23 protein-coding genes and 1 pseudogene are annotated in these 22,592 nt (G+C 32.4%); 14 read left to right on the top strand and 10 right to left on the bottom strand.

Going from position 1 to position 22,592, the window contains the following annotated elements:
* Positions 1–87: 87 nt before the first annotated feature.
* From dltD to dltX, 5 genes are read right to left on the bottom strand one after another with little or no spacing between them, the layout of a single operon-like run.
* Positions 88–1,305: a D-alanyl-lipoteichoic acid biosynthesis protein DltD gene (gene dltD / locus MY490_RS19540; RefSeq protein ID WP_248267143.1), complete on the bottom strand. Its 1,218-nt coding sequence runs from the start codon at positions 1,303–1,305 to the stop codon at positions 88–90.
* On the bottom strand, positions 1,302–1,541 hold the full coding sequence (dltC, locus tag MY490_RS19535; RefSeq protein WP_248267142.1) for a D-alanine--poly(phosphoribitol) ligase subunit 2: 240 nt from the start codon (positions 1,539–1,541) through the stop codon (positions 1,302–1,304). Before dltC ends, dltD begins: the two co-directional genes overlap by 4 nt.
* 15 nt (positions 1,542–1,556) lie before the next feature.
* The gene (gene dltB, locus MY490_RS19530; protein WP_248267141.1) at positions 1,557–2,708 is read right to left on the bottom strand and encodes a D-alanyl-lipoteichoic acid biosynthesis protein DltB; all 1,152 of its coding nucleotides are present in this window, start codon (positions 2,706–2,708) and stop codon (positions 1,557–1,559) included.
* Positions 2,705–4,219, bottom strand: coding sequence for a D-alanine--poly(phosphoribitol) ligase subunit DltA (dltA, locus tag MY490_RS19525; RefSeq protein ID WP_248267140.1), 1,515 nt, complete (start codon positions 4,217–4,219; stop codon positions 2,705–2,707). The genes dltB and dltA overlap by 4 nt, the downstream gene beginning before the upstream one ends.
* An 11-nt stretch (positions 4,220–4,230) precedes the next feature.
* On the bottom strand, positions 4,231–4,374 hold the full coding sequence (dltX, locus tag MY490_RS19520; RefSeq protein WP_248267139.1) for a teichoic acid D-Ala incorporation-associated protein DltX: 144 nt from the start codon (positions 4,372–4,374) through the stop codon (positions 4,231–4,233).
* Positions 4,375–4,702: 328 nt separating this feature from the next.
* Between dltX and MY490_RS19515 the strand changes: the two genes are divergently transcribed.
* Together MY490_RS19515 and MY490_RS19510 are read left to right on the top strand one after the other, a co-directional pair.
* A complete protein-coding gene (locus tag MY490_RS19515) occupies positions 4,703–5,806 on the top strand; it encodes a serine hydrolase domain-containing protein (RefSeq protein WP_248267138.1) in 1,104 nt (367 codons plus the stop codon).
* A 114-nt stretch (positions 5,807–5,920) separates the two neighbouring features.
* Positions 5,921–6,637 (top strand): DUF3298 and DUF4163 domain-containing protein, encoded by a 717-nt coding sequence (locus tag MY490_RS19510; RefSeq protein WP_248267137.1) that lies wholly within the window; start codon positions 5,921–5,923, stop codon positions 6,635–6,637.
* A gap of 537 nt (positions 6,638–7,174) precedes the next feature.
* Here the strand turns inward: MY490_RS19510 and MY490_RS19505 are convergent.
* A complete protein-coding gene (locus MY490_RS19505) occupies positions 7,175–7,420 on the bottom strand; it encodes a DUF2164 family protein (protein WP_248267136.1) in 246 nt (81 codons plus the stop codon).
* Between the two features lie 246 nt (positions 7,421–7,666).
* On the opposite strand from MY490_RS19505, the gene sufC reads away from it, so the two are divergent.
* Genes sufC through sufB form a run of 5 tightly spaced genes read left to right on the top strand, consistent with a single transcriptional unit; the run spans position 7,667 to position 12,883 of the window.
* Complete coding sequence (gene sufC / locus MY490_RS19500) at positions 7,667–8,452, top strand: Fe-S cluster assembly ATPase SufC (protein WP_056468759.1); 786 nt, start codon at positions 7,667–7,669, stop codon at positions 8,450–8,452.
* Positions 8,453–8,471: 19 nt separating this feature from the next.
* Complete coding sequence (sufD, locus tag MY490_RS19495; protein WP_248267135.1) at positions 8,472–9,779, top strand: Fe-S cluster assembly protein SufD; 1,308 nt, start codon at positions 8,472–8,474, stop codon at positions 9,777–9,779.
* Positions 9,779–10,999: a cysteine desulfurase gene (locus MY490_RS19490; RefSeq protein WP_248267134.1), complete on the top strand. Its 1,221-nt coding sequence runs from the start codon at positions 9,779–9,781 to the stop codon at positions 10,997–10,999. The genes sufD and MY490_RS19490 overlap by 1 nt, the downstream gene beginning before the upstream one ends.
* Positions 10,989–11,438 carry a Fe-S cluster assembly sulfur transfer protein SufU gene (gene sufU, locus MY490_RS19485; protein ID WP_248267133.1) on the top strand — a complete coding sequence of 150 codons (450 nt, stop codon included), beginning with the start codon at positions 10,989–10,991 and terminating at the stop codon, positions 11,436–11,438. Before MY490_RS19490 ends, sufU begins: the two co-directional genes overlap by 11 nt.
* A 47-nt stretch (positions 11,439–11,485) precedes the next feature.
* A complete protein-coding gene (sufB, locus tag MY490_RS19480) occupies positions 11,486–12,883 on the top strand; it encodes a Fe-S cluster assembly protein SufB (protein ID WP_025671514.1) in 1,398 nt (465 codons plus the stop codon).
* A 124-nt stretch (positions 12,884–13,007) separates the two neighbouring features.
* Here the strand turns inward: sufB and MY490_RS19475 are convergent.
* Both MY490_RS19475 and MY490_RS19470 read right to left on the bottom strand, forming a co-directional pair.
* Positions 13,008–13,169, bottom strand: a pseudogene (locus MY490_RS19475) (HTH domain-containing protein); the annotation flags it as partial.
* Positions 13,170–13,833: 664 nt separating this feature from the next.
* Positions 13,834–13,977 carry a hypothetical protein gene (locus MY490_RS19470; RefSeq protein WP_248267132.1) on the bottom strand — a complete coding sequence of 48 codons (144 nt, stop codon included), beginning with the start codon at positions 13,975–13,977 and terminating at the stop codon, positions 13,834–13,836.
* A 304-nt stretch (positions 13,978–14,281) separates the two neighbouring features.
* Here MY490_RS19470 and MY490_RS19465 point away from each other — a divergent pair, with 304 nt between their 5' ends.
* From MY490_RS19465 to yunB, 6 genes are all read left to right on the top strand, one after another.
* Positions 14,282–14,803: a DinB family protein gene (locus tag MY490_RS19465; protein WP_248267131.1), complete on the top strand. Its 522-nt coding sequence runs from the start codon at positions 14,282–14,284 to the stop codon at positions 14,801–14,803.
* Positions 14,804–15,001: 198 nt separating this feature from the next.
* On the top strand, positions 15,002–15,823 hold the full coding sequence (locus MY490_RS19460; protein WP_248269433.1) for a sulfite exporter TauE/SafE family protein: 822 nt from the start codon (positions 15,002–15,004) through the stop codon (positions 15,821–15,823).
* Between the two features lie 17 nt (positions 15,824–15,840).
* Entirely contained in the window at positions 15,841–17,244 is a 1,404-nt protein-coding gene (locus MY490_RS19455) for a bifunctional metallophosphatase/5'-nucleotidase (RefSeq protein ID WP_248267130.1), read from the top strand.
* A gap of 72 nt (positions 17,245–17,316) precedes the next feature.
* Positions 17,317–17,619 carry a YunC family protein gene (locus tag MY490_RS19450; RefSeq protein WP_069034827.1) on the top strand — a complete coding sequence of 101 codons (303 nt, stop codon included), beginning with the start codon at positions 17,317–17,319 and terminating at the stop codon, positions 17,617–17,619.
* Positions 17,620–17,747: 128 nt separating this feature from the next.
* Positions 17,748–18,851 carry an HD-GYP domain-containing protein gene (locus MY490_RS19445; RefSeq protein ID WP_248267129.1) on the top strand — a complete coding sequence of 368 codons (1,104 nt, stop codon included), beginning with the start codon at positions 17,748–17,750 and terminating at the stop codon, positions 18,849–18,851.
* 68 nt (positions 18,852–18,919) lie between these two features.
* Positions 18,920–19,744: a sporulation protein YunB gene (gene yunB / locus MY490_RS19440; protein WP_248267128.1), complete on the top strand. Its 825-nt coding sequence runs from the start codon at positions 18,920–18,922 to the stop codon at positions 19,742–19,744.
* A 73-nt stretch (positions 19,745–19,817) separates the two neighbouring features.
* On the opposite strand, the gene MY490_RS19435 is transcribed toward yunB, so the two are convergent.
* On the bottom strand, positions 19,818–20,816 hold the full coding sequence (locus MY490_RS19435) for a M23 family metallopeptidase (protein WP_282439816.1): 999 nt from the start codon (positions 20,814–20,816) through the stop codon (positions 19,818–19,820).
* A gap of 185 nt (positions 20,817–21,001) precedes the next feature.
* Between MY490_RS19435 and lipA the strand changes: the two genes are divergently transcribed.
* Entirely contained in the window at positions 21,002–21,886 is an 885-nt protein-coding gene (lipA, locus tag MY490_RS19430) for a lipoyl synthase (protein ID WP_248267127.1), read from the top strand.
* 40 nt (positions 21,887–21,926) lie between these two features.
* Here lipA and MY490_RS19425 read toward each other — a convergent pair whose 3' ends face one another.
* Positions 21,927–22,538: a YhcN/YlaJ family sporulation lipoprotein gene (locus MY490_RS19425; RefSeq protein WP_248267126.1), complete on the bottom strand. Its 612-nt coding sequence runs from the start codon at positions 22,536–22,538 to the stop codon at positions 21,927–21,929.
* Positions 22,539–22,592: the final 54 nt, after the last annotated feature.

The raw sequence follows: 22,592 nt of genomic DNA, 5'->3' as shown, positions 1-22,592 counted from the left end.
TGTTTATTTTAGTATTTGGTAGTTTTAAGATTATATTTACTTTTAATTTCTGTAGCAACATAAAAAAGCAGACACCAGTCTGCTTTTTCATTGATATCTATGATTTAAACTTGCGGTAGGGGGAGTACGGTTTACTAAATAAAACTTATCTAAAGATTGATCTACATATACCCAGCCCTTCCAGCCTAAGTGAATTGTATCTTTTAGGAAAAACTCATCGTATTCATGTGAAGAAAAATCAGCTACTTGGAATCCAGCATCTTCAATTTGTTTTCTTACTTTTTTGTAATAAACTTCTCTACCTTCTTTAGGGAATCCAGCGTAATCATACCATGGTCCATTAACTGGAACGGAAATAAACAACGCTTTTGTATGCTCTTTTTTTAATAATGCTAAAACCATTTGAAGGTCATCATATTCTGGCGATACACCATAGTTGCTATTTCGTTTATAATTTTTTAAAGCTGGAAGACGTTTTTGAATGTGCTTTATATAGTATTTATTAATTATACCGAAATGGTTAGAAGTTGACTCACGTTTTCCAATTTTATCGGCCACTTGAGCTACTCGATCCCAGGATAAATCTTCATATTTTGATTTTTTTAATCGGAAGTTTTTATCTGGATCCATTATAACGGTCTCAAAAAGATCTTTCTTTTCAAGTATTTTTAAATATGTGTAAGCTAACGGTTTTTCAGCCATAGCCTTGAACTGAACTTTTTTGCTATTTGAAATAAAAGCATTTAGTTGGGTTACTAATAAAGAGTCTTTTTTGATAATTGATAGCGTTAAAAGTCTCTTTGCAATTTGTCTTTTTACAGAATTATCAATTGTATTATTAAAAACGAATGAATAAGTTTGAAGTGCAGAATAATTAGGTGAAAAATGAGTATCGTCAATGCCATGTGGAATAAACCACTGTGGAGATAAAACAAATACAATTTTTCTATTTTTTATTCCATCACCTAAAGATGCTAAGTCAAGAAAATGAACGAGACTTTGTGATCCCCCTCGACCAATTAAATAAGGAGTAAATTCATCTTTTTCTCCCATAAAAAATCTAGAAGGATGGAAGGGGTCTCTTCTAGCAAGTTCTGAAGACCCAAAAATAGGTAGGAATTTTGGGTCTTTTAACATTTTCTCTTGAAGCAGGGTCCCTTGAAATGTTTTAGGGTTTAAAGATGCTGCTGTATTATTTAATCGTTCTTTTGTAATAAATAGTTCGTAAAAAGAATTTGGAAGATACAAAGCTAGTAAAAAAATGAAAATAGCTGTTATCATCCCAATAAATTGAACCCTTTTCATTTTCTAGCCTCTAAAATCGAAATGATTTTATTTGGTGTTGACCACTCCTCGCGATCAAAGTCAGAAATCGTCACGTTGATACCGATTTGTTCTTCGATTTCAACTAATAAGCTAACTGTGCCGAATGAATCTAATAATCCTTCTTCAAAAATCAGAATATCTGGGTTTTCAACCACTTCATCTGTATTACATAAATCTGCTAAAATTTTTAAAACTGCTGCTCTTAAATTTTCCATTATACTAATTCTCCTTTAGTTAACTAGATGTCCTGAAAATATTAAAAATCCGAAACAAATAAAATGGAATGTAATAATAACCGCTAATACATGTGTTAGTTTAGTATTTTTCCAAATCTTTTTTTTCTTATTGAATTGTTCAAACCAATCAAAACTACACATCAAAATGGCTTGGTATATACCGTAAAGTAGGTAATTAATTTGAATCCCATGCCATGCACCCATTAGTAAAAATAAAGTAGTGTAACTGATATAAGAAATATTTCTTCTATTTTTAATCATTTTTTTCTTAGTCAGTAAGAATACCATTCTCATATATACATAGTCACGGAACCAAAATGATAAGCTCATATGCCAGCGATTCCAAAAGTCTTTTATATTCCGACTAATGAATGGCATATTAAAGTTTTCAGGTGTTTTAATCCCTACTAAATAACTAACGCCGATTGCAAATGCACTATAACCAGCAAAATCAAAAAATAAGTACAGACTATATGCATACATATACGTTAGATTTGAGACAAATGTATGCCCTAATGCAAACTGTGTTTCAAGAATATGAACGTTAATTAAATAACCAATTATATATTTATAGAGAAAACCAATAAAAATTTTATGAAAACCAATTTGAAAATACTCCCTGTATTCAATAACTGTTAGCTTTTTTTGACAATCTTGTTGAAATCTCCTAAAACGGTCAATTGGTCCAGAAGAGATCGTCGGAAAGAATAATAAAAATTTCAAGAAATCACCGATCTTTATTTCCTTTATACTGTTGTCGCGAAGTTCAATAATGACTTGTGTTGTTTTAAATGTTAAATAGGAAATTCCTAAAAAGCCTACAAGTGTAGTACTTTCATAAATCGGTGAAACCTTTACAATCAATAAAGGTAAAATTGATAGAAAAACACTTACATAATAAACAGTTGAATGGTTTGCATTCTTCCGATAAACACTATAACCTTTTATTAAACTAACTACCCAAATTATATAAGCAACTAAATAAAAGGTTTGTATTTTAGAAGAGGAAAAGACTACTAATAAAAACACAAACGAAAGAAATGTTGTGTAGGTAGTTGATCTTCTTCCTAAAAACCCTAATATGACTGCTGGGATTAGCAGAACAAATAAAATACCGAAAAACGTAAAACTACTGTATGGAATCATTGGTAAGTTTGCTCCAATAATTTTTTTCGATCCACTTTACCGTTCGTTGTCATTGGTAAAGTTTGTAAATAACTAAATTTTCTTGGAATCATATAAGTCGGCATATATTTATTTAATTCTTGTTTTAAAAATCGTGTTAAATGATATTCCTTTTCGAAATCATGTTCTTTAACGACTACTAAGCAATGTAGATCTATACACTTACCATCCTTCATCTCTGGTAAAATAACTGCAGAATGAACTAATGGTAATCTTCTAATGTTATTTTCAATGTCCTCAATTTCAATTCGATATCCATGTAGCTTTACTTGGAAATCGATCCTACCTTTATAGAACAATAGTCCGTGATCAAAGTAACCAGAATCACCTGTTTTATAGGCCTGCATGCCACTTATTTGATAGTAGGCTGCATCAGTTTTTAACTGATTATTAAGATACCCTTTACTAACGCTTGGACCAGCTATAATAATTTCCCCTGTTTCACCATCTGGAAGTGGGTTCCCCAATTCATCCATAATGTAAATGATTGTATCGTCTTTCGGCCTACCAATCGGTAATGGGGCGTATTGATTTATGACTTCCTCAGTAATCTGTACGAATGTTACAGCAACTGTCGCTTCTGTTGGACCGTAAGTATTATAAATTTCTGCTTTAGGAAATCTAGATAAAAGCTGTTTAGCAGTATTATTCGATAGTACTTCACCACAGAAAAGAAAAGTCTTTAAGTTAGGTAGTAACAATTCGCTGAAATTTGGATTCATCATACACATCTCTATAAATGAAGGTGTAGAAGTCCAAACCTCAATATCACTTGCCATTAAATAATCGAATAGTGATTTTGGTCGCTCAACCAAAGATTTTTCAACAGCAATGAGTGTGCCACCGGATAATAATGATGGATATAAATCCATTACTGATAAATCAAAAGAGAAAGGAGCTTGGTTCAAAAAGCGTTGTCCATTGTGTATATTAAAATCCTTCAATATCCAACTGGTAAAACTACGTAAGTTTCTTTCAGTAATTTGTACGCCTTTTGGATCTCCAGTACTGCCAGAAGTATAGATAATATAAAATGTTTCATCGTCTTTAACATTGAAATCAGTTAAAGATTTGACTAGGTTTGTAGAATCAATAATCTTCTGTAGTTCACCATAATTTATGGTATTAATGGATTCAAACTCTAAAGTAATATCTTTTGGTGTAATTAATAAAGATGCACCAGAATTCGTAATCATTTTTTTGAGTCTTTCAAAAGGAATAGACTCATCAACCGGAATATAAGCACAACCTGCTTTTACACTTCCTAAGAAAATGGAAATCATTCCTGCCTGCATATGTCCATACACAATAATAGGCTTATTTGTAAAATTATTTTTAATCATCCAGCTAGCAATCGCATCTGATTGTTGCTTTAAAGTTTTATATGTTAACGAATAATCACTATTTTGAAAAGCGATAGTGTCTGGGGTGTTAATTGCCCAATAATCTATTTGTTCAATAATTGATTTCATCAGTTCACGTCCTAAAAATCGTTATATATAAAGGTCCCTGTAAATGAATCTTTAAATCCATATAAGTAGAGTAGTGCAAGTAAAATTGATAAATAAAACGCAGTATAAAATATAAATCTTAAAGTCTTTGAACGGAAAATATGGATTTTACCCATTTGTTTTCACCTTTCTTAATTTTTAGCTAGACGTATTATAACACCGAAAAAAAGATGAAAAATTAACCAAACACCTTTTAAAATTAAATGCAGATAATAAATTATTAAGGGTTAAGTAAATTTTTTCTAATCAAAATCTAAAGATTAATGGACAAGATTGTTAATACAATTAGGATAAAGTAAATGAAATGAACTTTTTTGCTAATTCTTATAATAGAAGGTGATTGGATTTTATCTAATGAACAGTAAAAATAGGGGTACTGCAAAAATAATGGGGAACAGGGAAGATAGGAAAATCCTCTCAGCCCTGCTCAATGGGAGACGGTAAATGATGAAAAAATTTTATTTGTTCTTGATTCCTAGTTTCTTAACTGTTTTAATGATGTCTCCATTTTGTAGTTTTATTTGGAATAAAAACTCTTCAAAAGTGACAGTTTCGCATTACCCTACTATGAAAAAAGTTGCTTTTACTAAGGGTCAAAATAAAAATACTGGAGAGATTGATCGCTACTTACAGCAAATTCATTTTAACGGAGTTGTTCTTGTTAGGAAGAATGGAGAAAATATCCTAAATAAGGGATACGGTTATCGGGATATCGAAAATCAGTTACAGAACACACCAAATACGTATTATCCAGTTGGCTCAATTTCTAAATTTTTTGTATCAACGATGTTAATGCAATTAAAAGAAGAAGGCAAAATCTCTTTTAATGATCCGATTTCAAAATATATACCGGATTTTCCAAATGGGTCAAAATTATCATTATTTCATTTAATTTCACATACTTCAGGGATTAAGAAGCAAAAAGAGTTATTTAATCCAATTTCATCTACTAATTTAATAAAGGAAATAGTTAAATCAAATGCTCACTTTAAACCGCTGAACAAATGGGATTACAATGACACAAATTATATTTTACTTGCTTACGTTATTGAAAAAGTAACTGGAATTCCTTATGGAGAATATATAAAAACACATATTTTTGATAAAGCGAAAATAACTGGAATTGGACAAGGTAAAGATTTTTATAAAAAAGGGAATCATGCACTAGGTTATTTAGTAATTCAATCTAAAAATGATCCGAAGCAATTACGAATCCCCAATTTTAACTATTTATTAGGCTGTGGAGATATTTATTCAACGGTTTCAGGAATACAAAAAATGGACGAAGCACTTATTTCGAATAAACTTATTTTGGGTAAAAGTTTTACTCAATTTATTAAGCCGTATCAAAATCATTATGCATTTGGAATTTATCATAAAGGAAAGTATTTATACAATCATGGGGTAGTTCCAGGAATTAATTGTATGAATGTATTCGATCCAGTTTCGAAAACATATGTAATTGTGTTTTCGAATAGTCAAAAGATGAAACCAAACATTTTTAAGATCGCAATGAACTTATTTAAACTAGTTAACAAAATGAGTTGAGAACAGTTAGCTGTTTGATGTTTGATTATAAGAATCTAGACTCTTATAAAATAGTTCATAAATAGTTTAAAAGATACTCATACTATTTTTGATAAAGAAAATAGGAGGAGTCTAGTGAAAAAGTTTCTATATTATTTCATATTAATTATAATGACTTGCAGTATTAATTTGAGCACTATTAAATTTGTTAATGCGGAAACGAAAGCCGGGTTTAATGAAAACTCATTAACGAGACATATTAAAATTATTGAACAAAAACTAAATGATGCCCCGATTAAGTATCCACAAATAAGTGGAGCATCTAATTCAACTGCACAACAAAAGGTCAATAGTATCTTAAAACAAGGTGCTGATTTAGCGAATAGTAATCGTTTAAAACTACTAGAAGACGAGAAAGAAGCTAAGGCAAAATGGGATGCTAGCCAAGGGACTTGGAGACCTTATGAATATGTTTTTACTTATAAAGTACTATACAATAATCTTGATAAATTGAGTGTTATTTATAATGAGTATTCATATACCGGTGGGGCACACGGGATGACAATGGGTACTACATTTAACTTTGACGTAAAAACAGGTGATGTAGTACCACTATCTAAGTTATTAAACGAACATACAAAATCCACACAAGAATATGCTTATCAGCAATTACAAAAGAAATATAAAGGATATGTATTAATAAAATCCCCTAACGAAATTGACTTAAGTGACAAAAATCGATTATGGGCATTTGACCACGCAGGAATTAAATTAATCTTTAAAGAATATGAAGTAGCCGCATACGCAGCAGGCATGCCTGAAGTCTTTATACCTGTACAGGTTTATCAATAATAAATTCGTTTTTCTTATGTTTTAATTTCGTATTTGAAAATAGATACGAACGCAAGATGAATTAATTGCTTTTGAACTAGTTAAGGAAGTAAATTTATTTAATTGATCAAAGCCTTTTTTCTACAGAGTGTTGAAATATAAAACGATTTAAAACTATATAGTGGACTATTATTGATGTTAAAATTCATTATTTATATTTGCTAACGATTTTAAATGATAAAATGTTTTAACATTACTCTACTTCCCTTTAAGAAATTTGGTAAGTTAATTGACGAGGATGTTTTTCAACAGCATGAAAAGAACCTTCATTATATAAAAGGTTCTTTTCTTATTTATTTAATAAATTTGATTAATGAAATTATACCTTTTCGTAAATAATGGTAGAGTCTGCATGAAAACATTTATTTGTTTTAATATTATAAGAATAAGTTGAACAACTATATAAATATTGAATAGTCTAAAATTGAGTATGTACGATTAATAAAGTGTGTGCTAAGGTCATTAAAAACTAAAAGCAAAGAAGTTAACTAAAACAACTTAATCTTCAATCCGTTCTTTTAATAATAAAGCATAAAGATCTTCAACTCGTTCGGACATAAATCTTTGTGAGTCTTCAACTCCCTTATTATAAAACATAGGTCCAAGTTTTTGTGATATAAAGTCTACTAGCAACATTAAACTTAATTCACTTAATTCTTCGTCTCTTTCTTGTAAGAAATACGTTTGTAGTTGATTAATCGCAAATTTTAGTTGATCTGATGAAAGCTTAGTTGTTTTAGACATTAAATTCCCCTCTTTTTTAATTATGATATTAGAATTTTTTATTTCCTATATACATATAGTATCTCTATTTATTCTTTTTTTGTAAAAAGAAGTTACACGTAATAAAACTTTTTTGGTAAAATAGTGCACAGCTTGAAAATACTTTTTAATTGCTTTAAGATTAGAATGAGAATAAAATGAGAATGAACTTAAAATAGCCATTTTCTATTTTATAGAATTTTTATGTAATATTATGGAGGGTGTAAAATGGGAGCTTCTACATTAAAAATAAAAGACCTTCAAGTTGCAATTGAAGGAAAGCAAATTTTAAAAGGTGTAAACCTTGAAGTAAAAGGTGGAGAAATTCACGCAATCATGGGACCGAATGGTACAGGTAAATCAACTTTATCTTCTGCTATTATGGGTCATCCTAAATATGAAGTAATCGGTGGTAGCATCGAGCTTGATGGCAACGATGTTTTAGAAATGGAAGTTGATGAGCGCGCTCAAGCTGGTCTTTTCCTTGCTATGCAATACCCAAGTGAAATTAGCGGTGTAACAAACGCGGATTTCTTACGTTCTGCAATGAATGCACGTCGTGAAGAAGGCGATGAAATTTCATTAATGAAATTTATCCGTACATTAGATAAAAACATGGAATTCTTAGAAATGGATCCTGAAATGGCTCAACGTTACTTAAATGAAGGTTTCTCAGGTGGAGAGAAAAAACGTAATGAGATTCTTCAAATGATGATGATCCAACCTAAAATTGCTATTCTTGACGAAATTGACTCAGGTTTAGATATCGATGCATTAAAAGTAGTTTCTAAAGGTGTAAACGAAATGCGTGGAGAAGAGTTTGGTTGCTTAATCATCACTCACTACCAACGTTTATTAAACTACATTACTCCTGACTTCGTTCACGTTATGATGCAAGGTCGTATTGTAAAATCAGGTGGTCCTGAATTAGCTGCACGTTTAGAAGCTGAAGGATATGACTGGATTAAACAAGAGTTAGGTATCGAAGACGAGACTGTTGGGCAAGAAGCTTAATCGGATAGGAGGGATTCTCATGACAACTGGTACTACAATTCCATTTAGTCAAGAAACAGTTAAGCAGCTTTCTGCACTGCTAAATGAACCTGCATATTTTACAGAGTTCCGTTTAAATGCACTAGCAAAAGCTGAATCACTTTCTCTTCCAAAGCCAGATAAAACAAATATCTCTAAATGGGATTTCTTTGGAAAAGAATTTAATGTTACAGCTGGAAATGTTCCTACAAAAGATCAATTACCAGAGTCAGTAACATCTTTAATGAATGAAGACGCTGATCAATCAGTTTATGTACAATATAATGGTTCTGCTGTATATCACTCTCTTTCTTCTGAAGCAAAAGAAAAAGGTGTAGTATTCGTAGATTTACACACAGCGATTAAAGATCACGAAGATCTTGTGAAAAAATATTTTATGACAGAGGCTGTAAAAGTCGATGAAAATAAATTAATCGCTTTACATGCAGCATTAGTAAATGGTGGAGCTTTCTTATACATTCCTAAAAATGTTGTATTAGAAAAACCAATCCAATCTATTTTTGTTGTAGATGGGGAAAACGTACCTGCATATAACCACGTTTTAGTTGTTGCAGATGTAAACAGTGAAGTTACTTATGTTGAAAACTATGTTTCTACATCAGCTGATTTAGATGCGGCTGTTGTAAATGTGGTTACAGAAGTAATTACATTAGATAATGCAAAAGTGCGTTATGGTGCTGTTGATACTTTAGCAAAAGGTGTTACTGCTTATGTTGTTCGTCGTGGTCACGCTGGTCGTGATAGCAAAATTGAGTGGGCACTTGGACTTATGAACGACGGAAACTCAGTTTTCGAAAATGTTACAAACCTAGTTGGAGACGGATCTTTCGGTGACATGAAAATGGTTACTGTAGGCCGAGGTGAGCAAACTCAAAACTTTACAACAAGCATTATTCACTTTGGTAAAGGATCTGAAGGTTGGATCTTAAAACATGGTGTATCAATAGATTCTGCTACTTCAATCTTTAATGGTATTGGTAAAATAGAACACGGCGCTTCTAAGTCTAATGCACAACAAACTTCACGTGTATTAATGCTTAGTGAAAAAGCTCGTGGAGATGCGAACCCGATTCTATTAATTGATGAAAATGATGTTATGGCAGGTCATGCTGCTTCTGTTGGTAAAGTAGATCCAACTCAACTGTACTACTTAATGAGTCGTGGTATTCCGAAGAAAGAAGCAGAGCGCTTAGTTATTCACGGATTCTTAGCACCTGTAGTTTCGGAACTACCAATTGATGAAGTTAAAAAAATGCTTGTAGATGTAATTGAGAGGAAGGTTAAGTAATGGATGTTAAAGCAATCCGTGAAGCCTTTCCGATATTAAATCAAGAAGTAAATGGGCATCCTTTAGTATATCTGGATAGTGCTGCAACTTCACAAAAACCTGTTCAAGTAATAGAAGCTGTTGCTAACTACTATAAAGAATATAATTCTAACGTTCATAGAGGTGTACACACTCTAGGAACAAAAGCTACTGATGCATACGAGGGAGCTCGTGATAAAGTACGTAAATTTATTAATGCATCATCAATTGAAGAGATTATTTTTACTAGAGGTACAACTACTGCAATTAATACAGTTGCTGCTAGCTACGGAAGAACGAACTTAAAAGCTGGAGATGAAATTGTGATTTCTTATATGGAACATCACAGTAACATCATTCCTTGGCAACAGGTTGCTAAAGCTACTGGCGCAACATTAAAATATATACCATTAGAAGAAGATGGTTCAATCAGCGTTGAGCAAGCAAAAGCTACAATTAACTCAAATACAAAAATAGTTGCGATTATGTACGTTTCAAATGTACTTGGTTCAATTAACCCTGTTAAAGAGATTGCAGCAATTGCTCATCAAAATGGAGCAATCATGCTTGTTGATGGTGCACAAAGTACTCCACATATGAAGGTTGACGTTCAAGACTTAGATTGCGACTTCTACGCATTTTCTGGTCATAAAATGTGTGCTCCTACGGGTATTGGTGTACTTTATGGTAAAAAACATCTTCTTGAAAACATGGAACCTATTGAATTTGGTGGGGAAATGATTGATTTCGTTGACTTACAAGATTCTACTTGGAAAGAACTACCATGGAAATTTGAAGGTGGAACTCCAATCATTGCTGGTGCAGTTGGTTTAGGCGCTGCTATTGATTTCTTAACTGAAATTGGTATGGATAAGATCGAAAAGCATGAACATGAGATTGCGGATTATGCACTTGAACAGTTATCTACTGTAAAAGGAATAACAATCTATGGTCCGAAGCATCGTGCAGGTTTAGTAACGTTTAATGTGGAAGATGTGCATCCACATGATGTTGCAACTGTATTAGATGTAGAAGGAATTGCTGTTCGAGCTGGCCATCATTGTGCTCAGCCATTAATGAGATGGTTAAAGGTATCTGCTACTGCTCGTGCAAGTTTTTATCTGTATAATACAAAAGAAGATGTAGATGCTTTTGTAAGAGGATTAGTTAAAACGAAGGAGTATTTCAGCGATGTCTATTAATCGAAACATTGATCTAGATGCATTATATCGTCGCGTGATAATGGACCATTATAAAAACCCTCGCAATAAAGGGGTAGGGGCAATATCAGAAAACGATGTAACAATAAACATGAATAACCCTACTTGTGGTGATCGCATTGAACTTCGCTTAAAGGTTGATGATGGAATTGTAACAGATGCTCGTTTTGACGGTGAAGGATGCTCAATTTCAATGGCTTCAGCTTCAATGATGACTCACGCAATTAAAGGTAAAAAAATCGAGGAAGCTCTACAGCTTGCTCAAATATTTTCAGATATGATGCTTGGAAAAGAATACGATGAATCAATTGATTTAGATGATATTGAAGCACTTCAAGGTGTTTCGAAGTTTCCAGCACGAATTAAATGTGCAACACTTGCATGGAAAGCAATGGAGAAGGGCTTAAAATCAGAGGAATAATCCTCTGAGCTTTAATCCTCCTCTTCTATAAGAAGGGAGTATGAATAATGTCTACTAATTTGCCAGATATTAGTGATTATAAATATGGTTTTCATGACCGTGACGTATCAATCTTCCGTTCAGAGCGTGGTTTAACAAAGGATATCGTTGAAGAAATTTCACGTATGAAAAATGAACCACAATGGATGTTAGATTTCCGTTTAAAATCTTTACAACATTTCTATGATATGCCAATGCCTCAATGGGGTGGAGACTTAGCAGATTTACGCTTTGATGAAATTACTTACTATGTAAAACCATCAGAGAAAACTGAAAAGTCTTGGGATGAAGTACCTGAAGAAATCAAAAACACTTTCGATAAATTAGGTATCCCTGAAGCAGAACAAAAGTATTTAGCTGGTGTATCTGCACAGTATGAGTCTGAGGTAGTTTACCACAGCATGAAACAAGACTTAACTGATCTTGGTATCTTATTTACTGATACAGACACAGCTTTACGTGAGCATGAAGAAATTTTCAAAGAGCACTTTGGAAAAGTAATTCCACCTACAGATAACAAATTTGCTGCATTAAACTCAGCTGTTTGGTCTGGTGGATCATTCATCTACGTACCAAAAGGTGTTAAAGTTGATACGCCACTTCAAGCGTATTTCCGTATTAACTCTGAAAATATGGGTCAATTTGAACGTACATTAATCATTGCTGACGAAGGTGCGCATGTACATTACGTTGAAGGATGTACTGCTCCTGTTTATACAACAAACTCACTTCACTCTGCAGTAGTAGAAATCATCATTAAGAAGGATGCATACTGCCGATATACAACAATTCAGAACTGGGCGAATAACGTATTCAACCTAGTTACGAAACGTGCTGTTTGTGAAGCGAACGCAACAATGGAATGGATCGATGGAAACATTGGTTCAAAATTAACAATGAAATACCCAGCAGTTATCCTTAAAGGTGAAGGTGCTCGTGGTCTTACACTTTCAATTGCAATTGCTGGTAAAGGACAACACCAAGATGCTGGTGCTAAAATGATTCACTTAGCTCCAAATACTTCTTCTACAATTGTTTCGAAATCTATTTCTAAACATGGTGGTAAAGTAACGTACCGTGGTATCGTACACTTTGGTCGTAAAGCAGCTGGATCACGTTCAAATATCGAGTGTGATACGTTAATTATGGATAATGCATCAACTTCTGATACAATTCCATACAACGAAATCTTAAACGACAATATTTCTCTTGAGCACGAAGCGAAAGTTTCAAAAGTGTCTGAAGAGCAATTATTCTACTTAATGAGCCGTGGTATTTCTGAACAAGAAGCTACAGAAATGATCGTAATGGGCTTCATTGAGCCATTTACAAAAGAATTACCAATGGAATACGCAGTTGAAATGAACCGTCTGATTAAATTCGAGATGGAAGGTTCAATTGGTTAATAGAGTTTTTAGTGGAGGCGAACTTTTGAAGTTCGTCTTCTTCAAGTTTTTCTGTAATATCTAAATACGTAACTGTAGTAGCTTAAATTTAAAATGTTCTAATAAATTTAACTGCTTATCTAATTTCTTCAAATATTTCTCTCGCTAATTTTCCTTTTACGTTTTCCGAAATAAAAATACGCTTAAACTCATCAGTGTATGTGATTCCTTTTGAACTAACTGACTTTACATATTGATTTTTGTAAAGTAGATTAATTTCTTTATCAGTAAATATTTTATTACTGATCTAAAATTTCCCCAATCCCGTTTTTTCTAATTATAAACAAAAGTACCCTATAGAGTAGACTTTTTTAAGTGTCTATTCTATAGGGTACATTTTATTAGGCGACAGGGTTTATTTTTTTATTTAATCCTTGTAATCGGGTGATCTTGATTCGCTACTAATCTTACAGAGAATTTTTTATTCACTCTATTCGTGAATTTGTGAGTGAGTAAAAATAAGTTCATCTTTTATATTTTCTGCATCGTCCCATAAACTTTCAGGGAAATTCTTTCTTAAAAAATATTTAGTATCTTCACCATTTTTTAGGTGTTATTTGTTCAGTAATTTTTTTATTACAAGTTACTTTTATGACGACTGGAAAATATTTTTCTTCAATTACTTTATTTTGCTTACCAAGTAAAACATAATGATAAAAAAACATAGATATTTTTAGAATTCATACCATAAAGATAAAATGAATCTATAATCTTATTATAATTTTTATTGGTAAATAGGTTCTGTCTTAAATAATTATAAATAGTATCATCTGTTAAATCGCCATTTCTTTGTTCTTTGTTTATTATTATTTTTTTATTTTTGTCTGAATTACTATTATCACAGCTTACTAATATAAAAATAAGAAATAGAAGTGAAAATTTTTTTGACTTTTCATTAATAGTCACTTCTTCTACCTGATCACTAGGGCAAATAGCCCGTCAGCTTTTCCGTTCGAAGTCTTCTTAGGAGAATAACCCGTTGCAGTTCCACCATCTTGGGTAGATATTGTATAATTTGCTGTATTATGAGTAATAGCTGCTAATTTCTTTTTCATAATAACTTCCTCCTAATCGAAAAATTTAGATCATTACTTAATGTTACATTCCCAATATAATTTTTTATTTGTAGTACGTAAACGCTTTCTTTTACCGCTTCCAAAGGGAAAAATGTAAAACTTATTAAAATGATGTCAGGTTCCTACAGTTTAACAATTTGATAGATGGCTAAATTTTATTTTTTTGTTGAGATAAAAAAAGCTGTTTAATTAATTTAGTAATCATATTTATGGTAAAATTTAACTTGAAGTTTTATGAAAACTTGTCATAGTGTTTTTTATCAAGGTGTGGGGAGGATTTTTTATGAATTTTAACCTTAAAGAAGCAATTGAAGTTTTAGAAAGAACACCCAAATCATTAGAGTCTCTTTTATCGGGATTATCTGAATCTTGGTTAAATTGTAATGAAGGTGAAGGAACTTGGAATGCTTCTGAAGTAATCGACCATCTAATTGAGTGTGAAAAAACAAATTGGATTCCAAGGTTGAACTGCATACTTAACAATGATGGAAACAACCATTTCCCGCCATTCGATCGTTTTTCGCATTTAAATGAAAAATATGAGAAATCAATAGAAGAACGACTGCTTGAATTCAAGAATTTAAGAACTGAAAATCTTAAGAAATTACAATTATTAGTAGACCCAAATCTCCATCTGGAACTAGAAGGGATTCATCCCGATTTTGGTTCCGTTAAATTAAGAGAATTATTATCCACTTTTGTTGCACATGATCTAACCCATATAACTCAAATTACAAGAGTGATGGCAAAAAGATACAAAACTGACGTAGGACCTTGGATTGCAAATTTAAGTATATTAAAGTAATAGCTAGGCGTTTAACCCACAGAAAGCGGGCATTATAGAGTAAGCAATATTTTATTAGCACTAAAGTGAAATAAGATAAAGGATTATTCATACTCGGGGAATTCCGAGTTTTTTTATGTTAAACTATTATTTAAATTCAAATAGAGAAAATAGATTTCTAGTGTATTTAAAAAAGGAGAGAAATTTAGGTTGGATATCATTCTACAAATTCTTATACTCATCAGTATAGGACTTGCTGCAGGAACAGTCGGATCATTGATTGGCTTAGGCGGAGGAATTATTATTGTTCCAATGCTACTTAATATTGATCACTTTTTATCCGCTTTTTCGACTGTACCAATTCATGTTGCAGTTGGAACTTCACTAATTACAATTGTGTTTTCATCGCTCTCATCCACACTTTCGTACCATAAGCAAAAACGAATCGATTATAAGAGTGGTATTTTATTTTTGATAGGTAGTGTTCCTGGTAGCTTACTAGGTACATACATCAATTCGCTTTTAAATACAGAGCGGTTTACTTTATTTTTTGGTATATTTTTAATCTGTATTTCAGTCTTTCTATTTGTTTCTTCAAAATTAAATAAAAAACCAAAGGAAGTACATAACGGGATTATACGAACATATACAAATGAGGAAGGCGAGGCATATACATATAGCTATAGTCTTCCATTAGCGATTTCTTTGTCTATTTGTGTCGGAATCATCTCTGGATTATTTGGAATTGGTGGAGGAATATTGTTAGTACCAATGATGGCGTTTTTATTTGGTTTTCCACCACAGTTAGCTGTTGCGACTTCAATGTTTGTCGTTATGTTTACGACTCTTGGAAGCTCGATTTCATACATAACATTAGGAGAAGTAAATTTCTATTACATTCTTCTACTTATTCCTGGTGCATGGTTTGGTGGGAAAATTGGAGCATATATTAATCAAAAATTAAAAACTGAAACAATCGCATTAATTTTAAGGTTAGTTGTGTTATTTTATGGCATAAAATTAATTATAGAAAATATCTAAAAAGGGATGGTGGAACAATGGGAACAAATCAAACTATAAATATTCGGTTGTTCCATACAAATGACATTCATAGCCACTTTGAAACTTGGCCAACAATCGTCGGTTTGCTGAAGTCTAAAAGAGAGTTAGCTAAAGGAAAAGGTGAGGCCACACTTACTATTGATATTGGGGATTTCGTTGATCGATTTCATCCAATTTCAGAGGCCACTTTAGGAAAAGGCAATGTGGAACTTTTAAATGATGCAAAGTTTGATGCAATTACAATAGGAAATAATGAAGGAATCACCTTATCAAAAGGTGAATTGTTAAACCTTTATGAAGATGCAAAGTTTGATGTATTAGTTAGTAATTTAAACATTTCAGATGAAGGTACCGAGAGTTTCAGCAAGCCTTATGAAATATATGAAAAAAATGGAGTAAAGTTAGGAGTAATTGGTTTAACAGTCGCTTATCCAGTGTTTTATGAAACATTAGGATGGAGTATAAAAGATCCGTTTGAAACGTTAAATAACATATTGCCAATTGTCAAAGCGCAATCAGACATTGTCATTATACTTTCTCATTTAGGTATGAGAGACGATCAGAGAATCGCTGAACAATTTTCAGGAGTCGATATAATCTTAGGCGCACATACTCATCATTTATTTCCAAATGGAGAGTATGCTGGTGAAACTTTACTTTGTGGAACAGGCAAACACGGTAACTATTTAGGCGAGGTTTTAATTACTGTAAATAAAGAGACGAAAAGTATTATAAATACTGAAGCTTCAGTTACTGAAGTACATACAGTCCCAACATATTACCAAGATGAAATGACGAAAATGATGTTGGCTAATTTAATGAGATTAAGTAAAGAAATGTTAAATGAACCAGTGACACAATTACCGAGTAACCTGGGTGTAAATTGGTTTAAAGATAGTCCATTGCTGAAAATATTAGCAAATGCACTTCGCCAATGGACTAAATCAGATATCAGTATACTAAATTCCGGTATTTTACTTGATGGTTTAAGTAAGGGCCTTGTTACTAAGGGTGATATTCATCGGATTTGCCCACATCCTATTAATCCTTGTGTCGTTAATTTGTCTGGTAAGGAATTATTAAATGTTTTAAATCGTTGTGAAGATAAAGAACTGACTCATTTAAAGATGAAAGGTTTTGGATTTAGAGGGAAAGTAATTGGAAAAATGGTTTACGACGGAATTACTTTTGCTAATAAAGATAAGAAAAAGCATTTGAAAAAAGAGGATCTATTTATTAATGGTGAAATGTTAGATTTAAATCAAATGTATGCGATTGGAACTTTGGATTTATTTACGTTTGGTCATTTAATTCCTACAATTCGAGATGCTAGTCATAAAAGATTTTTTATGCCTGAATTTATTCGTGATGTGTTATTTACGGCTTTAAAAGATGTATAAAATTTATCAGGATTAGACAGGTTACACTTTTGTTTTTTTCTCATATTTTAGAATGAGAAAGGAGCGTTGAACTTGATCAATTTAAGCCCAATTAAAATAGATAATCATACATTTAATGCTGTAACAGTTTTACTTCCAAAAACTACATTATTGGTCGTTATGAATGATAACGGTTATATTATGTGCGGAGCATTAGATGTAGCTTTATTAAATGAAAGATTGCGCGATCGTCAAATTATCGCAGGTCGAGCAGTTGGTGTAAAAACAATAGAAGAATTATTAAATGCGCCTTTAGAATCCATTACTGTTGAAGCAGAAAAGTTAGGTATTCAAAAAGGAATGATTGGAAGAGACGCATTATTAAAGATGATATAAAAGAAGCCACTAAAATTTTTTTAGTGGCTTCTTGTGTAAACAAGGTACAAAAAATTTGATTATTACAACGTATTAACTGCTCTGATGAGCCATATATTTAATAAAAAAAATTGTTCAAGGAGAAAACAATGAGAGTTGTTGAAGCATCAACACTTGTCCCAGGTACGATCTTAAGAAAACCGCTTTATAATGAACATGGAAAAATGATCGTTAGTGCAAATATTCCTTTAACAGAAGAGATGATTAATCGAATACATAAATTAGCTATTCATTTTGTTTTAGTACATGTTCAATCATCAGAACAATTAATGGAAAAGACAATTATTTCAAACGAACTTCGCACTGAGATCACAAAAACAATAGAAGATGCTTTTGTTAAACTAATTAGCGAAGATGTTTATTTAAGAGGGCTATCTTTAGAAAAAAACTCATCTAGACTTAAAGAAATTATAAAATCACTGCAAAAAGAATTGTGGCAACAGAAGGATGTTTTATCTTTATTGATTGACGTATTACAATATGATGAGGATCTCTTTACTCATTCTCTACATGTAGCTATGTATTCTTTAGGAATTGGGACAGCATTAGATTTAAGTAAAAACCAGCTTAATTTACTTGGATTAGGTGCACTTTTACATGATGTTGGGAAGATGTTCATACCAAAAAAGATTTTAAACAAACGGGACCGTTTAACTGAAGATGAATATGAGTTTATGAAACAACATACAATTGCTGGATACGAAATAATACGACAAGTACCTTCTATTCATCCAATTGTTGCGGACTGTGCATTGCAGCATCATGAAAAGATCAATGGGAGCGGCTATCCAAAAGGTTTATTTGGTGAAGAAATGCATCTTTTCTCAAAGATAATTGGGATTGCCGATTTTTTTGATGCTGTTACTTCAAATCGAGTCTATCGACAAGCAATGCTCCCAAATGAAGGATTAACATTATTAATGAATGGAATTGATAAATTATATGATGCTAAATTAATCAGTATATTTAGCGATCTACTAACAGTTTATCCAACGGGATTACACGTAAAATTGAGCGATGGTAGACAAGGAATCGTTATAAGTCAAAATGATGCTTCTACAGATCGTCCAGTTGTACTGATAATTGAAGAAAATGAAATAAAATTAAGCAATCCTTATGAAGTGAATTTATATAATGAGTTGAAATTAGAGATTATCGAGTGTGATCAAATTTTAAAAAAAGCGATTATTTAATTGTTCAAGTCCTTTAAGAATGAACAGGCATTGACATGCATACCCATTAGTAAGGGGGCATGGATACGATGAAGAGATTTAAGTACAGACGTGTTCCAAAAAATAAATTTTTTGTTTCAAAAAGAAAATCTTTTGGTGGATTTAAAACTAATTCAACTCAAATAACACAAAAAATTCGTAATATCTTTCCAAAAAAATATGTAGTGATTTGTATTGTTCTATTATTTTTTTCCTTATATGCTTTTTGGGAAATTGATAAAATTTTCACTCCAACGATCTTAAAATATTCTGAGAAACAAACAAGACGAATAGCTTCTTTAGTTATTAATGAAGCGTATGAATCGGCATCTAAGGAACTGCAAGGGCAGGATATAATCATTCGGGATGTTGATGAGAATGGTAAGGCGATAATAAGTACGAATACATATTTAATCAATAAAATAATTGGTTCTACTACCCAGCATGTTGAAGAAAATATCCGTAGAGTTGAAAATGGGGATTTATCATTTTTATCTTTATCAAAAGCAGAAATGAAGAAAATGGAGGCGGATAAAGAGGGGCTTTATTTAAAAGTTCCGATTGGGGTCGTTACAAATACAGTACTTTTAGGAAAACTTGGACCTACTATACCAGTTCGCTTTTCTGTAGTCGGTGATGCAGTGGCTAATGTTACTCAAGAAGTTAAGCCATTTGGATTTGATAATTCTGTAGTAGAAATTATTATGAATGTAGAAGTAAATATGAATGTAATTATCCCGTTTAGTACAAAATCAACAAAGGTGAAAGTAGAAGTCCCAATTGCTACTGAAATTATCGATGGGGAAGTTCCAAGTTATATTCCATTTACTCCAAATACTCAACAAATTCCATCAGCAACAAAAGGAAAAAAATAAATTTAAAATAGAGCAGACTAACTTAGTACATTAGGATCAGTTAGTCTGCCTTTTTCTCATTAATCGTTTCAATTCACCTTCTTTGTTTGCTGCTATCCTGACGCTCCCAAAGACGTAATTTTGGATAAGGATCAAAAGACCACTCAGAATAACCATTGTCTTTGTAAATACCATAGTGCAAATGTGGAGGGAATTTTCCAGATGTCCCTGGAGGTCCATATCCAGTACTTCCAACATAGCCAATCAGTGTTCCTGGCTCTACTACTTGCCCTCTTTGAAGGTCTTTGTTAAAGCCACCTAGATGAGCGTAGTAATGATAATTATTATACAAGTCTCGAATTCCGATTCTCCATCCTCCAATTCGATTCCAGCCCTTTGTCTCAATAACTCCATAGCATGTAGACCTTACAGGAGTCCCATAATTCGCAAAAATATCAGTCCCTTCATGAACTCTTCGTCCACCAAAGCTTCGAGGTGCACCCCATGTACTACGATAACTATGTGTACTGCGAATTGGTAATGGGAAGGCATTACCTTCTATATTTAATTTTCCGTAATATTGATACATACTTGCATATTCATCGATAATATCAACAGTTATTGCTCTTTGGTAGTAATCCCATAGCATCATTCGTATATATTGCCTGGATGGGCCATAGAAATGTAATCGATGAATGAAAGTGTACAGAATATCCTCATCATCTTCTAATGAAGCCTTACCATCATTATTTCCATCTAAACCAATGCCGCTAAATAAATGGATAGTAGGAGCGTATGTGTCTTTCTTAACCGGATTTGATAGGCCACTCCAATCCTCTGGTTTAATATAGATCGAGAGGACGCCATTTTCGCGTTTTGGAATATCGTTTCTTACACTCCGTACATTTCGTTCATAAGTATCTATAGCTGCAAAGTAATACCAAGGGATAAATGTTAGCGTTTCCCCTTTTTTATATAAGGCCATTCGTTCTTCGTTAAGCTGTGCTTGATCAATTTCTTCTGCATTTGTAAATGATGGCATTATGAAGATAACCACCATACAAAAAAGTACAATTATTTTTTTCAAATCCATCATCCTTTAAATTGATTTACATCTATAGTTTGGTTAAAGGAGCGACTTTCATAGATGGAAATTATAGGGATAATAGGGATAATCAAACGAAAGTTTTTCATATCCGCGAAAAATGTAGTAATATATATACTATTGGAAGAGAAAATGAAATAAGTCGTAAACGAATAACGTTGGAGGAATTTCAAATGGCATCAAAAAAAGAAGAATATTTAAGAAAGCCCGAGTGGCTAAAAATAAAATTAAACACAAATGAATCTTACACAGAATTAAAGAAAATGATGCGATCAAAAAATCTTCATACTGTTTGTGAAGAAGCTCGTTGTCCAAATATCCATGAATGTTGGGCAGTTAGAAAAACAGCTACATTTATGATCCTAGGCGCGGTTTGTACTCGTGCATGTCGTTTTTGTGCAGTTAAAACAGGTTTACCAACTGAACTTGATCTACAAGAACCAGTGCGAGTTGCTGAATCTGTAACACAAATGAACTTAAAACACGTAGTAATTACAGCGGTTGCTCGTGATGATTTAAGAGACGGTGGAGCAGCTGTATTTGCAGAAACTGTTAGAGAAGTAAGAAAAGCAAATCCATTTACTACAATTGAAGTTTTACCATCTGATATGGGTGGAAAATTTGAGAACCTAAAAATGTTAATGGATGCAAAACCAGATATTATGAACCATAATATTGAAACAGTTAGAGAGTTAACTCCACGTGTTCGTGCAAGAGCTACGTATGAAAGATCACTTGAATTTTTACGTAGAGCAAAAGAAATAAACCCTAGCATCCCTACAAAATCAAGCATCATGCTTGGATTAGGTGAAACAAATGAACAAATTTACGAAGCAATGGATGATTTGCGTTCTGCAGGTGTAAATATCATTACATTAGGTCAATATTTACAACCAACGAAAACTCATTTATCTGTTAAAAAATACTATACTCCTGACGAGTTTGCAGCCCTAAAAGAAATTGCTTTAGGGAAAGGTTTCTCGCACTGTGAGGCTGGTCCTCTAGTTCGTTCATCATATCATGCTGACGAACAAGTAGAAGCTGCTAAACAAGCGTAATAAAAAGCACTAGCCTATGCTAGTGCTTTTATTTTGATGATTATTTTGAAATCATATCAAAATGCATGCTTTGTTTATCTACATCAAAACCTTGAGATAAATCTTTTATTTTTTGCTCTAATTGTCCATCATTAAGCTGGCCATATTTATTTAGCTCTTCAATATTATTTATATTTTGTAAGGAATTTGAAGTAAAGATATGATAATAAGTAGGAAGTGCAGATTGAGCAGTTTTTTCAACCTGTTTTCTAGCTAATGATTTATCACCATCTGTCTTATAAGCAATCAATACCTCTTGATCTGTAACTAGTGTAGCAGCATCATCTATATCAGGAAGCTTTACAACTAAATAAGAAATGAATTTTGACACTTCTTGTTTATCAATAGTTAATGTATAATCACCATCTTTACCTAAAACATCTTGCTTTTGTAGTCTAGAAAAGCCATAATCTTTGTAAGAGTTATTTGACATTTTAGCATTTACATCGCCTAAATCCATCGGCTTTGTATTTAATTGTTTAGGTGTTGGATTTGTTTGATGTTCATTTTTATATGTTACGTCCTTATAATTGTACTGTCGCGAATGACTTGGACCGAATGAACATCCTGTTAGCAAAAATAAGGTTAATAAACAAACTAAATATTTACGCATATTAAATACCACCTTTTAATAATCATTGTAAAATTAGTATGCCAAAATATTAGT

Source organism: Gottfriedia acidiceleris, from assembly GCF_023115465.1.
Lineage (GTDB): Bacteria > Bacillota > Bacilli > Bacillales > Bacillaceae_G > Gottfriedia > Gottfriedia acidiceleris_B.
The sequence above is the reverse complement of the archived record's forward strand: the minus strand, read 5'-3'. Positions and strand labels throughout refer to the sequence as shown.

What these genes read in the sequence shown, in the direction of transcription:
- dltD (WP_248267143.1), bottom strand. Translation starts at nt 1,305, where the DNA reads ATGAAAAGGGTTCAATTTATTGGGATGATAACAGCTATTTTCATTTTT.
- dltC (WP_248267142.1), bottom strand. Translation starts at nt 1,541, where the DNA reads ATGGAAAATTTAAGAGCAGCAGTTTTAAAAATTTTAGCAGATTTATGT.
- dltB (WP_248267141.1), bottom strand. Translation starts at nt 2,708, where the DNA reads ATGATTCCATACAGTAGTTTTACGTTTTTCGGTATTTTATTTGTTCTG.
- dltA (WP_248267140.1), bottom strand. Translation starts at nt 4,219, where the DNA reads ATGAAATCAATTATTGAACAAATAGATTATTGGGCAATTAACACCCCA.
- dltX (WP_248267139.1), bottom strand. Translation starts at nt 4,374, where the DNA reads ATGGGTAAAATCCATATTTTCCGTTCAAAGACTTTAAGATTTATATTT.
- MY490_RS19515 (WP_248267138.1), top strand. Translation starts at nt 4,703, where the DNA reads ATGATGAAAAAATTTTATTTGTTCTTGATTCCTAGTTTCTTAACTGTT.
- MY490_RS19505 (WP_248267136.1), bottom strand. Translation starts at nt 7,420, where the DNA reads ATGTCTAAAACAACTAAGCTTTCATCAGATCAACTAAAATTTGCGATT.
- sufC (WP_056468759.1), top strand. Translation starts at nt 7,667, where the DNA reads ATGGGAGCTTCTACATTAAAAATAAAAGACCTTCAAGTTGCAATTGAA.
- sufD (WP_248267135.1), top strand. Translation starts at nt 8,472, where the DNA reads ATGACAACTGGTACTACAATTCCATTTAGTCAAGAAACAGTTAAGCAG.
- MY490_RS19490 (WP_248267134.1), top strand. Translation starts at nt 9,779, where the DNA reads ATGGATGTTAAAGCAATCCGTGAAGCCTTTCCGATATTAAATCAAGAA.
- sufU (WP_248267133.1), top strand. Translation starts at nt 10,989, where the DNA reads ATGTCTATTAATCGAAACATTGATCTAGATGCATTATATCGTCGCGTG.
- sufB (WP_025671514.1), top strand. Translation starts at nt 11,486, where the DNA reads ATGTCTACTAATTTGCCAGATATTAGTGATTATAAATATGGTTTTCAT.
- MY490_RS19470 (WP_248267132.1), bottom strand. Translation starts at nt 13,977, where the DNA reads ATGAAAAAGAAATTAGCAGCTATTACTCATAATACAGCAAATTATACA.
- MY490_RS19465 (WP_248267131.1), top strand. Translation starts at nt 14,282, where the DNA reads ATGAATTTTAACCTTAAAGAAGCAATTGAAGTTTTAGAAAGAACACCC.
- MY490_RS19455 (WP_248267130.1), top strand. Translation starts at nt 15,841, where the DNA reads ATGGGAACAAATCAAACTATAAATATTCGGTTGTTCCATACAAATGAC.
- MY490_RS19445 (WP_248267129.1), top strand. Translation starts at nt 17,748, where the DNA reads ATGAGAGTTGTTGAAGCATCAACACTTGTCCCAGGTACGATCTTAAGA.
- yunB (WP_248267128.1), top strand. Translation starts at nt 18,920, where the DNA reads ATGAAGAGATTTAAGTACAGACGTGTTCCAAAAAATAAATTTTTTGTT.
- MY490_RS19435 (WP_282439816.1), bottom strand. Translation starts at nt 20,816, where the DNA reads ATGGATTTGAAAAAAATAATTGTACTTTTTTGTATGGTGGTTATCTTC.
- lipA (WP_248267127.1), top strand. Translation starts at nt 21,002, where the DNA reads ATGGCATCAAAAAAAGAAGAATATTTAAGAAAGCCCGAGTGGCTAAAA.
- MY490_RS19425 (WP_248267126.1), bottom strand. Translation starts at nt 22,538, where the DNA reads ATGCGTAAATATTTAGTTTGTTTATTAACCTTATTTTTGCTAACAGGA.